This is a genomic window from Streptomyces sp. NPDC059398 (genome assembly GCF_042751845.1).
Lineage (GTDB): Bacteria > Actinomycetota > Actinomycetes > Streptomycetales > Streptomycetaceae > Streptomyces.
The window spans coordinates 103,627-115,930 of sequence record NZ_JBHYWP010000001.1; the positions used below are offsets into that span (position 1 = coordinate 103,627).

The 12,304-nt window shown below is 71.4% G+C and carries 10 protein-coding genes; 2 read left to right on the plus strand and 8 right to left on the minus strand.

What is annotated here, in order from left to right; translation table 11 throughout:
• Positions 1-93 precede the first annotated feature (93 nt).
• Positions 94-765, minus strand: coding sequence for an endonuclease NucS (gene nucS, locus ACFXBC_RS00470; protein ID WP_164267471.1), 672 nt, complete (start codon positions 763-765; stop codon positions 94-96).
• 214 nt (positions 766-979) lie between these two features.
• Between nucS and ACFXBC_RS00475 the strand changes: the two genes are divergently transcribed.
• The gene (locus ACFXBC_RS00475; protein ID WP_164267472.1) at positions 980-1,372 is read left to right on the plus strand and encodes an SCO5389 family protein; all 393 of its coding nucleotides are present in this window, start codon (positions 980-982) and stop codon (positions 1,370-1,372) included.
• Between the two features lie 73 nt (positions 1,373-1,445).
• On the opposite strand, the gene ACFXBC_RS00480 is transcribed toward ACFXBC_RS00475, so the two are convergent.
• A complete protein-coding gene (locus ACFXBC_RS00480; RefSeq protein ID WP_385016698.1) occupies positions 1,446-2,477 on the minus strand; it encodes an LLM class flavin-dependent oxidoreductase in 1,032 nt (343 codons plus the stop codon).
• Positions 2,478-2,695: 218 nt separating this feature from the next.
• Here ACFXBC_RS00480 and ACFXBC_RS00485 point away from each other — a divergent pair, with 218 nt between their 5' ends.
• Entirely contained in the window at positions 2,696-3,028 is a 333-nt protein-coding gene (locus tag ACFXBC_RS00485) for an ATP/GTP-binding protein (protein WP_385017076.1), read from the plus strand.
• Positions 3,029-3,143: 115 nt separating this feature from the next.
• On the opposite strand, the gene ACFXBC_RS00490 is transcribed toward ACFXBC_RS00485, so the two are convergent.
• The 6 genes from ACFXBC_RS00490 to scy form a co-directional block, all read right to left on the minus strand.
• Complete coding sequence (locus ACFXBC_RS00490; RefSeq protein ID WP_385016700.1) at positions 3,144-4,028, minus strand: ABC transporter permease; 885 nt, start codon at positions 4,026-4,028, stop codon at positions 3,144-3,146.
• Positions 4,025-5,221 carry an ABC transporter ATP-binding protein gene (locus tag ACFXBC_RS00495; RefSeq protein ID WP_385016702.1) on the minus strand — a complete coding sequence of 399 codons (1,197 nt, stop codon included), beginning with the start codon at positions 5,219-5,221 and terminating at the stop codon, positions 4,025-4,027. Before ACFXBC_RS00495 ends, ACFXBC_RS00490 begins: the two co-directional genes overlap by 4 nt.
• A gap of 152 nt (positions 5,222-5,373) precedes the next feature.
• Positions 5,374-6,141 carry an ABC transporter permease subunit gene (locus ACFXBC_RS00500; RefSeq protein WP_385016706.1) on the minus strand — a complete coding sequence of 256 codons (768 nt, stop codon included), beginning with the start codon at positions 6,139-6,141 and terminating at the stop codon, positions 5,374-5,376.
• 2 nt (positions 6,142-6,143) lie between these two features.
• Positions 6,144-7,220: an ABC transporter ATP-binding protein gene (locus ACFXBC_RS00505; protein WP_385016707.1), complete on the minus strand. Its 1,077-nt coding sequence runs from the start codon at positions 7,218-7,220 to the stop codon at positions 6,144-6,146.
• 284 nt (positions 7,221-7,504) lie between these two features.
• Positions 7,505-8,443 (minus strand): cellulose-binding protein, encoded by a 939-nt coding sequence (locus tag ACFXBC_RS00510; RefSeq protein WP_385016710.1) that lies wholly within the window; start codon positions 8,441-8,443, stop codon positions 7,505-7,507.
• Positions 8,444-8,557: 114 nt separating this feature from the next.
• A complete protein-coding gene (scy, locus tag ACFXBC_RS00515) occupies positions 8,558-12,277 on the minus strand; it encodes a polarized growth protein Scy (RefSeq protein WP_385016713.1) in 3,720 nt (1,239 codons plus the stop codon).
• Positions 12,278-12,304 lie beyond the last annotated feature (27 nt).

Consider the following 12,304-nt stretch of genomic DNA (forward strand, 5'->3'; position numbering starts at 1 on the left):
GCGGGGGGTGCGCGGGGGGGTGGGCCCCCCCCCCCGCTCCACACCCCCCCCCGCGCCCCCATTCCGTTCAGCCCTGTGCCGTATCCCCGTACCTCAGAAGAGCCGCAGCTTGTCGTCCTCGATGCCGCGCATCGCGTCGTAGTCGAGCACCACGCACTCGATCCCGCGGTCGGTGGCCAGCACCCGGGCCTGCGGTTTGATCTCCTGCGCCGCGAAGACGCCCTTCACCGGGGCCAGATGGGGATCCCGGTTGAGCAGCTCCAGATAGCGGGTGAGCTGCTCCACGCCGTCGATGTCGCCGCGCCGCTTGAGCTCGACGGCCACCGTCCCGCCGTCCGCGTCCCGGCAGAGGATGTCCACGGGGCCGATCGCCGTCATGTATTCACGCCGAATCAGTGTGTGGCCCTCACCGAGGGTTTCGATGCGGTCGGCCAGCAGCTCCTGGAGGTGCGCCTCCACCCCGTCCTTGATGAGCCCCGGGTCGACCCCGAGCTCGTGCGAGGAGTCGTGGAGGACCTCCTCCATCGTGATGATGAGCTTCTCGCCCGCCTTGTTCACCACCGTCCACTGACCGGTGTCGTCCCCCGTCCCCTCCTTCAGAGTGCAGGGCGGCGACATCCAGTTGAGCGGTTTGTACGCCCTGTCGTCCGCATGAATCGAGACGCTCCCGTCGGCCTTGACCAGAATCAGGCGCGGGGCGGACGGCAGATGGGCGGTGAGGCGGCCCGCGTAGTCGACGGAGCAGCGGGCGATGACGAGACGCATGGTCGGCAACGCTACTCGACATCGCCGCTTGTACGCGATTCGCCCTGAACAACCCCGTTCGTTATTGGCCGGTTGTGTGCCCATTCTCCTGGTGCGGCGACCTGTACACGCATACCGTGGAAGCAGGAGGTCGTCGCGTGTGTACTCTGCGTCGCGATCCTCCCGTCCCTGCCCGTAAGGCCCCGGCCGTTCCGGGGTCGCGAGAGGAGAACCCATGTCGCTCGACGTCTCACCGGCCCTACTCGAACAGGCCGAGCGAGGCGAGGTCGATGAAGCCGACTTCATCGACTGCGTCCGGACCTCCCTGCCCTACGCATGGGAGATGATCAGCTCTCTGGCGGTCCAGCTGAAGGTCGACGGCGGCGAGTTCGCCGACAACCAGACGCCGCCCCCCAATGAGCAGGCGCGCGGCCAACTGCTGCGCGCACTCGCGAGTGACGCGATACGAGGAGCGCTGCAGCGGCATTTCGGGGTGCGCCTCGCATTCCAGAACTGCCACCGTGTGGCGGTCTTCCCGCTGGATCCCTCGGTCGATGAGCGGCTCGGCCGTTTCACCTCGATCAGGGGCCAGCTGCTGAACCAGTCTCCGGAACTCAGGGACTGCTGACGCGCCGGGCTGCCGCTCCGTACCGCTGGAGGTGTCTTGGCTGTCGGAGCGGCAGCGCCCGGTTCCACCCGGATCAGTGCAACCTCGGGAGGACTTCGGCTCCGATCAGCCGGAGGTTCTCCTCGGTGGCCGCGACATCGCCCGAACCCTCCACCAGCATCGCGAACCGTGTGATGCCGGTCCTCTCCGCCGTGGCCGCGAGCCGGTCGGCAGCCAGGCGGGGAGGGCCCACCGGGTGGATCCCGCAGAGCATCTCCGTGTACGCGACCGGGTCCCGCATCGCGCGGTGCCTGCCGTCGACGGTCACATGGGCGTCAAGTCCCTGTTTGAGCCAGCCCGGCATCGCCTTCACCAGAGTCTCCACCGCATCGGCGCGCCGGTCCGCGATCTGCGCCACCCCGGCCGCCACATGGCCTGGATCCGCCACGGTCCCGGGTGCAACTCCCGCCGCACGTGCGTACGTTCGCCACAGGGCGGCCATTGCGGCCTTCTCCGTGTCGTCCGAGTGCATCCCGAGCAGCATCGGCAGCCCGCGCTCGGCGGCGAGCCGCACACTGGCGGGCGAGGTGCACGCCACGACGACCTCCGGCCCCGGCACCTCACCGCACCGCAGCTCCTGCGGCCTCGGTACGACGGGGACTTCACGGAACCGGAACCGCTCCCCGGCGGCCGAGACCCGGGACTCGCGCAGCCACCGCAGCAGCAGGTCCAGCGACTCCGGGAAGCCGCTCTCGTACGCGCCGAGTCCCGCGCCGAAGACCTCCAGGTCCACCCACGGTCCACCGCGCCCCACACCGAGGCTGAACCGCCCGCCCGACGTGATGTGCAGCAGCGCCGCCTGCTCGCCCAGTGCGACCGGGTGCACGGTCGGCAGCACGCTCACCGCCGTACCGACCTGGATCCGCCGGGTGCGGCCCAGGATCATCGCGGCCAGTGTCACCGCCGACGGGCACACCCCGTACGGAACGAAGTGGTGCTCGGCCAGCCAGACCGCGTCGAGCCCGGCCTCCTCGGCGACCTCGGCGGACCGGACCGCTCGGTGCAGCGCCTCTTCCTGCCCCTGCCCCGGGAACTGGGCTGCCAGTACAAATGCCCCAACACGCATCGCCTTACGCCTCCTTGCGGCCGACGCGACTCTCCCCTTACCGGCAACAACGTCTGACACGTGCCAAGGGCACGGCCCTTCGCAAAGTTGTTGTGATTTTCCGGTAAGCCGGGGCCCGGGGCTTCACATTCTCACGGTGAGCGGTACCGGTGGGGCGTTCCGCTGCCCGTAGGCTGGAGAGAGCGAGAAACTGTCCGCTCTGCCCCGTGAGGTGTTACGTGTCCCCGCGCCGCAACCGCCCCCGTGGCGGCGAGAAGCCGAGTGAGCCCGCCGGCGGGGGTGGTGGTCCCGACCGTTTCGGCCTCCAGGGCGCCGAGACATGGCAGGGCGAGGAGTGGTCGGTCCGCATGGTCAGCGGGGCGAGTGCGCAGGGCAAGAGGTACCGCTGTCCCGGCTGCGACCAGGAGATCCCCTCGGGGGTGCCGCATGTGGTGGCCTGGCCCGAGTACGGCGGGGTCGACGACCGCAGGCACTGGCACCGGGCTTGCTGGAACGCGAGGGACCGCCGCACCTCCCGGGTGCAGCGGTCCCGTAACGCACCGCGGTACTGACCGGCGGCCGGCGGCTGTCCCGATTGCCGCCCGGCAGCTGTCCTGACGACCGCCTCGCAGTGTCCCGGTGGCCGTCCCGCAGCGTCCCGGTGGCCGGTCCCGGCGGCCGGTGGCCTCAGACGTCGCGGTTGTTGAGCGTGGCGACCGCTCCCGCGTACACCACCGCCGTCACCGCGAGAAGGATCCACAGCGGCTGCCAGCCGGACGGTCCCGTGCTGGAGACCGAGGTGTTGTAGAGAGCGCTGAGCTGGTTGGGAATTGAGTACTCGAAGAGCTTCTCGCGCAGCGAGGAGAGCGAGTCCGCGAACATGAAGAGGGCCAGTACCAGCGGAAGCAGCAGCACCCCGAGCATGATCGTGATCGCACCGGCCGAGTGGCGGATCAGCGAGCCGACGGCCAGCGACAGCAGACCGAGCAGGGCGACATAGAGGCTGACGCCCACCGTCGCACGGATCCACTCCCCGACGTCCGGCGTCCGGGCGCCCATCCCCTTGAGCATCGCGTACTGGAACATCGCGACCAGCGCGGTCGTCACCAGCAGGATCACGAAGGCCAGCAGGAAGAAGACCACCGCCTTCGCCGCGAGCACCCGGGCCCGGCTCGGGCAGGCGGTCAGGGTGGTGCGGATCATGCCGGTGCCGTACTCGGACGCCACGGTCAGCACGCCGAGCGTGACGACACACATGGAGCCCAGCAGCACACCGAAGAAGCCCATGCTCAGCACCGGGGTGCCGCGCATGCTGGTACCGGAACCGGTCGCTCTGACGGCGACCGTGGACAGCAGGCCGATGCCGAAGACGAGCACGATCAGCACGCCGAGGGTCCACATCGTGGAGCGGACCGACCTGATCTTCGTCCACTCCGATGCGATGGCGTGCCCGAGGTGCGCGTCGGTCACCGGGATCGGGGAGACGTAGTGCGGTGCCCGGTGCGGTGCCCGCGATGGCTGGGGCGGCTGCTGCTGCGGCGGCTGGAACGGCGCGGGAGCGGGGGACGTCATCGGGGGTCCTTCGGGGCGTGAGCGGGCGCGGGGGCGGCTGCCTGCGGTGCGGCGGTACCGGTGGCGGGCGGCGCGGTGGGGGCCGTCGCGGGTCCGGTGGAGGCCGCTGCGGGGCCGGTCGTGGGCGCGGCGGCAGGGGCAGCGGGGGACGGCGGCGCTGCGGCCGGGGGAGCGGCGTACGGGTTCCGGCCGGGCGGCGGCGGGGCGTACCAGTCCTGCTGCGGCGGCTCGGGCGGCGCCGCGGGCGGGTCGCCGGGCCGGGCGAAGCCGGAGAGCTCGTCCGCCGTTGAGCGGTAGTCGACCGCCCCCTGGGTCATCCGCATATAGGCCTCCTCCAGGGATGCCTGGTGCGGGGAGAGCTCCCACAGCCGTACGTCCGCGTCATGCGCCAGGTCGCTGATCCGCGCCAGTTGCAGCCCCGTCACCCGCAGCGCGCCGTCCTGCTCCGGCATGACCTGCCCGCCGGCCTCGGTGAGTGTGGCCGTCAGCTTCTCGCGCTGCGGCACGTCGGGGGTGCGGACCCGGGCGAAGTCGGCCGAGTTGTGCGAGATGAAGTCCTTGACGCTCAGGTCCGAGAGCAGCTGGCCCCGGCCGATCACGATCAGATGGTCGGCGGTGAGGGCCATCTCGCTCATCAGGTGCGACGAGACGAAGACGGTACGTCCCTCCGCGGCGAGGGACTTCATCAGATTGCGGACCCAGAGGATGCCCTCCGGGTCGAGTCCGTTGACCGGCTCGTCGAAGAGCAGGACCTGCGGGTCGCCCAGCAGCGCGGCGGCGATCCCCAGGCGCTGCCCCATGCCCAGCGAGAACCCCTTGGAGCGTTTGCGGGCCACCTCCTGGAGGCCGACCACACCGAGCACCTCGTCCACCCGGGAGGCCGGAATCCCGGAGAGCTGCGCCAGCGACAGCAGATGGCTGCGCGCGCTGCGGCCGCCGTGCACCGCCTTGGCGTCGAGCAGTGCGCCGACCTGCCGGGGGGCGTTGGGCAGCTTGCGGAAGGGGTGGCCGCCGATGGTGACATGGCCGGCGGTCGGCTGGTCCAGACCGAGGATCATGCGCATGGTGGTCGACTTCCCAGAGCCGTTGGGCCCCAGGAAGCCGGTCACCATGCCGGGCCGTACCTGGAAGGAAAGGTTGTACACGGCCGTCTTGGCGCCGTAGCGCTTCGTCAGGCCGACTGCCTCGATCATTCTCCAGCCCCATCGACGTTCTGCGGGTCGTCGGGGCCTGGCCGCATTCGGCCGAACACCCCCGTATGAGTGAGGAGGATATCCAGCCCTTGACGGTTCCAGCCAAGTCGTGCGAACCGGCGGCTACCGGCCACCGGACCGGGGAACAGCCGTCAGGCGTCGCGCTTCTTCAGCAGCAGATAGCCGGCGAGCAGCGCCGCCACCACCCACAGCGCCATGATGCCGAGACCGCCCCACGGCCCGTACGGTGCGTCACCACTGCTCGACACCACCTGGGTGATCTTGCTTCCGGCCTGGTCGGGGAGGTATTCGCCGACCTTCTTGGTGGCGGAGACGCTCCCCAGGATGTTGGAGATCAGGAAGAAGAACGGCATCAGGATGCCCAGCGACAGCATCGGACTGCGCAGCAGCGAGGCGACGCCCATCGAGAACATCGTGATCAGGGTCATGTACAGCGCGCCGCCGATCACCGCGCGCAGCACACCGGGGTCGCCGATGTGGGAGCGGTGGCTGCCCAGCAGCGCCTGGCCGAGGAAGTACGTCGCGAAGCTCGTCACCACACCGACGACGAGCGCCAGGACCGTGGCCACCGTGATCTTGCTGATGTAGTAGGTGGCCCGCTGCGGTACGGCGGCCAGCGACATCCGGATCATTCCGGTGCTGTACTCGTTGGAGACCACGAGCACCCCGAAGACGATCAGCGCCAGCTGACCGAGCACGATCCCCGCGAAACTCACCGACGTCGGGTCAAAGGTGAGCTGGTCCGTACGGCTCATCTTGCTGAACTGCGAGTTCGAGAGCGCGCTGAAGAGCGCCCCGAACGCCACCGTCACCACCAGCGCACACGCCAGGGTCCAGACGGTGGACTGCACCGAGCGGATCTTCGTCCACTCCGACTTCATCACCTGGGCGGCCGCCATGGTCAGGCCCCCCTCTGCGGGTTCTGGCCCCATCGGGGCGGTTGCTGCTGGGGATTCTGCGGGGGGTTCTGGCCCCACCCCTGCTGCTGCGGGTTCTGACCCCAGCCGGGCTGCTGTCCCGGCTGTCCTTGCTGCTGTCCCGGCTGCTGCGGTGCGCCCGGGGTGCCCTGGCCGCCGTTGTGTGCGTGGTACTCCACCGACTCCGCGGTGAGCTGCATGAACGCCTCTTCGAGTGAAGCCTGCTGGGGGCTCAGCTCGTGCAGGACGAGCTGGTGCCGGGCGGCGAGTTCGCCGATCTCGGCGGCGGCTGTGCCGTCCACTTCGAGCGTGCCGTCGCCCGCCGGGACCGGCTTGTATCCGGCCTCGTGCAGCACGTCGCGGAGCCGCTCCTGCTGCGGGGAGCGCAGCCGTACGTACGACCGTGAGTTCTCCGCGATGAACTCCGCCATGCTGGTGTCGGCCATCAGCCTGCCCTGGCCGATGACGACCAGATGGTCGGCGGTGAGGGCCATCTCGCTCATCAGGTGCGACGAGACGAAGATCGTGCGGCCCTGTCCTGCGAGGGACTTCATGAGGTTGCGGATCCAGTGGATGCCCTCGGGGTCCAGACCGTTCACCGGCTCGTCGAACATCAGGATCTCGGGGTCGCCGAGCAGTGCCCCCGCGATCCCGAGCCGCTGCCCCATGCCGAGCGAGAAGCCCTTGGCGCGCTTCTTCGCCACGGCCGAGAGACCGACGGTCTCCAGCACCTCACCGACCCGGGAGGCCGGGATGCCGTTGCTCTGCGCGAGGCAGAGCAGATGGTTGTAGGCCGTACGCCCGCCGTGCATGCTCTTGGCGTCGAGCAGCGCGCCGATGTGGCGCAGCGGGTCCTTGAGGTCTGTGTAGTGCTTGCCGTCGATCCGGACGTCTCCCCCCGTGGGGTTGTCCAGGCCGAGGACCATACGCATCGTGGTGGACTTGCCGGCGCCGTTGGGCCCCAGGAAGCCGGTGACGATGCCGGGCCTCACATTGAAGGTCAGCTGGTCGACCGCCGTCTTCTCGCCGTAGCGTTTGGTCAGCCCCGAGAGTTCGATCACTACGTTCCGCCTCGTCGTGTCCGTTGATTCGCCTGGCCTTTCCCCCTGCCCCCGACCCGGCCGCGGAATCCTGAGGGCAGCACGCAGGACACGGTAGGCGCACGACAGGCCCCCCGCCACCGGAGTGACGGGGGGCCTGCGCTGTGGTGCGTACGAGTCCGGACGTGGCGGAGACGCGGCCCCGGGGGAGAGGCGACGTATCAGCGGCCCGACCGGCCGGTCAGCGGGTCTGCCGGTGGGCGAGACCGCCGGTCGGCGGCTCGACCGGTCGGCGAAACTGCTGCTCAGCGGGTCTGCTGCGCCGGGACGCCGCGGGAGGCCGGCTCCTCGTCGGCCGGTGCACCGGCGGCGGCCACCGCGGCACCGGTCAGCGTGGCCAGCATCTCGCGGACGTTGGTCAGCTGGGCGTTGATCGAGTCGCGGCGGTTGGTGAGCGCCGCCAGCTCGCGCTCCGATTCGCTGCGGATCCGGTCGGCCTTGGCGTTCGCGTCGGCCACGATGTCCTCGGCCTGGCGCTGAGCCGTCTCCACCGTCTGACGGGCGCGGCGCTCGGCGTCCGTGCGCAGCTTCTCCGCCTCCAGACGGAGCTGCTCGGCGCGGTGCTCGATCTCGGCCAGACGCTTCTCGGCCTTGGCCTGACGCGAGGCCAGATCGCGCTCAGACTGCTCGCGCCGCTTGGCCAGGTTCGTCTCGAAGTCCGCGGCGGCCTGGGCGGCCTTGGCGCGGGTCTCCTCGAAGAGCGCGTCGGCCTCCTCACGCTTGGACTGCGCGTCCTTCTGGGCCTCGGAGCGCAGCGAGGACGCGTCGCTCTTGGCCTTCTCGACGATCCGGACGCCCTCGTCCTCGGCCTTCGCCTTGCGCTCGGCGGCGAAGGACTCGGCGTCGTTGCGGACCTGCTGGGCGGCCGACTCGGCGAGCTCGCGGTGCTGCTCGGACGCGCGGCGGGCCTCCTCACGGAGGTCCTTCGCCTCTTCCTCGGCGAGCCGGAGGATCTTCTCGACGCGCGCGCCGAGACCCGCGTACGACGGCTCCGCGTCGTTGACCTGGGCCTGCGCGTTCTGCGTCTCAAGGTGGAGTTCCTCGATGCGCTTTTCCAGAGAGGTGATCCGTGCCAGAGCGCTGTCACGGTCGGCGACGAGCTTCGTAATGCGGTCATCCACCTGACCGCGGTCGTAACCACGCCGCACGAGCTCGAAGCCGAATGGGGAGGAAGTGTCGCTCATGGGGTTCCTGTCGAATGAGACCGGTGAGGTGATAGAGGGAATCCTAGGGGCCGAGGCGGCGTGTCATCGAGCGTATGCCCGTTTGATCTGGAGAATGTCCAGCCTTTTGAGTGGCTAGCCATCAGAAGGCTTGCCACTCGTGCGAGTTCCCCCGGCTGCCGCACCCGCCTTGACACCGTCCGCCGCCTTGCCGCCCCCGGTCGGCGCCTCGAAGGATTCCAACGCCTCAAGTACGTCCTGGACACGGGAGATCTCTGCCTGGATGTCAGCCCGACGGCGCATCAGCACATCGTGCTCGCGGGTGGCTTCCTCGATGAGATGGTCCGACTCGGTCACCGCGTCCGCCTTGAGCCGCTCGGCCTCCTGTATCAGACCGGCCTTCTTCTGCTCGGCCTCCTTCAGCAGGGACTCGGCGCGCTTGACCGCGGCGATCCGGACGCTGGCCGCCTCCGACTCGGCGTCCGCCACCAGCTCCTTGGCCTTCGCCTCGGCCTCGGCCTGCTGGTCGGCGGCGGCCTTCAGCAGCTTGTCGACGCGTTCCCCCGCGGACTTCAGCTGCTCGGCGGTCTCGCGGCGGGCCCGCTCGTGCAGCTCCTCGATCTCGGCCGTCACCCGGTCCCGCAGCTCCTCGGACCGCTCCCTTATGGCGGTGGCGTCCCGGCGTGCCCCGACGAGCAGTTCGTCGGCGTCCGTACGGGACCGTTCCACCAGGCTGTTGCCCTCGACGGTCGCGTCCGCGGTGATCCGGTCGGCCTCCTGGCGGGCCGCCCCGACCATCGTGTCGGCCTGCGCCTCGGCCTCCGTCGCGGTGCGCAGCGCCTCCTCCTGGGCCTTCGACATCAGCTGGTCGGCCTGTTCCGCCGCGTCCGCCCGGCGCTTGGCCGCGACCTCGCGGGCCTCGTCCAGCATCCGGTCGGACTCCGCCTGGGCCTCGGCGCGCAGCTGTTCGGCGGCGGCGTCCGCGTCGGCCCTGACGCGCTCCGACTCCACCCGGATGCGCTCGGCGGCCTGCTGGGCGGAGCCGACGGTCTCGGCCGCCTCGGCCCGCATCCGCTCCGACTCGCCCGACGCCTCCGCGATCAGGGCGTCCGCCTGGGCCGCGGCGTCCGAGCGGATGCGGTTGGCGTCCTCGCGGGCGTCGGCCCGTGCGCGCGCGGCGTCCTGCTCCGCCGACGCCACCGCGTCGGACGCCTCGGTCCGCATCCGCTGGGCGTACTCGGCGGTGTCCGAGCGCAGCTTGTCCGACTCGGCGATCGCCTCCGAAACGGTGCGCTCCGCAAGGGACTTGGCCGCCTCGGACTCCTCCTGGGCGACGCTGCGGATCCGGCTCGCATCCTCGGAAGCGCGCTCCCGCTCGGCGTACGCGTCGGAGCGGACCCGGTCCGCCTCCTCCTGCGCCTCGGTCCTGGTCCGCTCGGCCGCGTGCTCGGCCGCCGAACGCAGCCCGGTGATCTCCTCCTCGGCCTGGTCCTGGAGACCCGCGACGGAGTCCCGTACCTGCTGGGCGGTCTGCTCGGCCGCCGACACCAGCTCGCCGGCCCTGCGGTCCGCCTCCTCGACCAGCCGCGCCGCCTCGGCCTGCGCCTCCTCCACCCGCTTGCGCGCGGATGCCAGCAGCTCCTCGCTCTGGCCGCGGGCCTGGACCCGCTCCTGCTCGGCCTCGGAACGGGCCGACGCCAGGGTCTCGTCGGCCTCCCTGCGGCGCCTGTTGGCCTCCTCCTGGGCGGCGTCGAGCGCCTCCTGCGCCTCCGTGCCGACCCGTTCGGCCGCCGCCGCGGCCTCGGCGCGCATCCGGTCGGCGCTCTCCTGCGCCTCGGACTTGAGCCGCTCGGCCTCCGCGGTGGCCTCGCTGCGCAGCCGTACGGCGATGTTCTCGCCCTCGGCACGTGCCTGCGAGGCGTCGGCCGCGGCCTCGTCGCGCAGCCGCTCGGCCTCCTGCTCGGCCTGGTCGCGGAGGGCCCGGACCCGCTCGGCCGCCTCGGTGCGCAGCCGCTCCGTCTCGTCCGCGGTCTCCTTGCGCAGCCGCTGCGCCTCGGTGCGGGCGTCGGCCAGCGCCGTCTCGGCGCCGCTCAGCCGCTCCTCGGCCTCGGTGTGCAGCCGGGCCAGCTCGTCGGCCGCCTCGGCCCTGCGGGCCTCTATGCCGCGCTCGTTCTCCTCGCGCAGCGCACCTGCGGCCTCCTCGGCCTGGGTACGGGTCTGCTCGGCCTGCTCCTCCGCCTCGGCGGCCAGCCGCTCGGCCTCGGTACGAGTGCGCTCCAGGGTCTCCTCGGCCTGGGTGCGCAGCGTCGTGGCGCGCTCGACGGCCTCGGTGCGTACCCGCTCGGACTCGGCGTCCGCCGCCGCGCGCACCTCGCCCGCGTCGGCCTTCGCCTTGGCCAGCAGCTCCTCGGCGGTCCGCGCCGCCTCCTCGATCTGCTGGACGGCCTCCCGGCGGGCCTCGCCGCGGATCCGCTCACCCTCGGCGACCGCGTCGGCCCGCAGCTGCTCGGCCTCGCCGCGGAGCCTGCGCGCCTCGTCCTGGAGCTCGACCGTCTTGGCCCGGTACTCCTTGGTGTCGTCCTTGGCCGCGCCCTTGAGCTGCTCGGCGGACTCGGCGGCCTCGTCGCTGAGCCGCGCGGCCTCCGCCTCCGCCTCGTGCCTGATCCGCTCGGCCTCGTCGGCAGCGGCCCTGGTGGTCGACCTGGCGTCGTCGGACGCCTTGGTCAGGATCTCCTCGGCGGTCCTTGCGGCCTTGGCCAGCTGGGCCGCGGTGTCCTCGGCCGCCGTCGTACGGGCCTTGTCGCCCGCCTCGGTGACCATCCGCTCCGCGGTGCCGCGCGCGTCCTCAAGAGCCTGCTGGGCCTCCGCCTTGAGGGCCTCCGCGTCCTTGGTCGCCTCGCCGACCAGGCGGGCGATCTCGGCCTTGGCGGTGCGGGTGCGCTGCTCGTTGACCGACTCGGCCGTGGTGAGCTGCTTGGCCGCCGTGTCCTTCGCCTCGGCGAGTACCTTCTCGGCCTCCGCCCGCGCCTCGCGCAGGGCGCGCTCGGCCTCCTGGACCCGCTGCTCGGCGCCGCGGCTCAGCTCGGCGGCCCGCTGGCGGGCCTCGTCGGACTCGGCTGCCGTGGACGTACGGAGCTGCTCGGCGTGGGTGGTGGCCTCCTGCGCCTGGGTGGAGGCGGCGGTGAGCAGCCGCTCCGCCTCGGCGCGGGCCCGGCGCAGGAGGGCGTCGGCCTCACCGCGGGCCGACTCGGCCTCGGAGCCGAGCCGCTGACGGGCCTCGGTGACCAGCCGCTCGGCCTCGGCGCGGGCGGCGCTCAGGGACTGTTCGGCCTCGGTGCGTGACTCGTCCATGAGCCTGCGCGCCTGGGCCTCGGTCCGGGCGCGCAGCTGCTCGGCCCAGGCCACGTTCTCGTTGACGTGCGACTCGACGGTCTGCCGGCGCTCGGCCAGCTCCTGGTCCAGGCGCTGGCGCCGGGTGACCGCCTCGCTGTGCAGCTCGGCCTGGAGCCTGGCCTGGTGCTCGGCGTGCTCCTGGAGGATGCGCTGCGTCTGGGCGCGTGCCTCGCGCAGTTCGCGCTCGGCGTCGGTGCGCAACTGGTCGGCCTGCACCTGCGCGTTGCGCAGCATCTGCTCGGCCTGGTAGCCGATGTCCGCCTGGTCGTAGGCAGGACGGGACGCCAGACTGCGGCGCGCCTCATGGAGCTTGGCACGCAAGACCTCGACCTGGTAACCGAGGTCCTCGGCGTGCTGTACGGCCTTCTCCCGCTCGGTCTTCAGCCGGTCCATCTCGGCCTCGAACCGCGAAAGATGGTCGTCTTCAGCCCGGTGGCTCTCCTGGCGTTCGTAGCCCCGCACTGCGCGGTCCCATCCGTCCCCTGGTCG

Bases quoted from the DNA above. Each gene is read 5' to 3' on its own strand.
- ACFXBC_RS00500 (WP_385016706.1), bottom strand. From the start codon at position 6,141: ATGGCGGCCGCCCAGGTGATGAAGTCGGAGTGGACGAAGATCCGCTCG.
- ACFXBC_RS00480 (WP_385016698.1), bottom strand. From the start codon at position 2,477: ATGCGTGTTGGGGCATTTGTACTGGCAGCCCAGTTCCCGGGGCAGGGG.
- nucS (WP_164267471.1), bottom strand. From the start codon at position 765: ATGCGTCTCGTCATCGCCCGCTGCTCCGTCGACTACGCGGGCCGCCTC.
- ACFXBC_RS00510 (WP_385016710.1), bottom strand. From the start codon at position 8,443: ATGAGCGACACTTCCTCCCCATTCGGCTTCGAGCTCGTGCGGCGTGGT.
- ACFXBC_RS00475 (WP_164267472.1), top strand. From the start codon at position 980: ATGTCGCTCGACGTCTCACCGGCCCTACTCGAACAGGCCGAGCGAGGC.
- ACFXBC_RS00495 (WP_385016702.1), bottom strand. From the start codon at position 5,221: ATGATCGAGGCAGTCGGCCTGACGAAGCGCTACGGCGCCAAGACGGCC.
- ACFXBC_RS00490 (WP_385016700.1), bottom strand. From the start codon at position 4,028: ATGACGTCCCCCGCTCCCGCGCCGTTCCAGCCGCCGCAGCAGCAGCCG.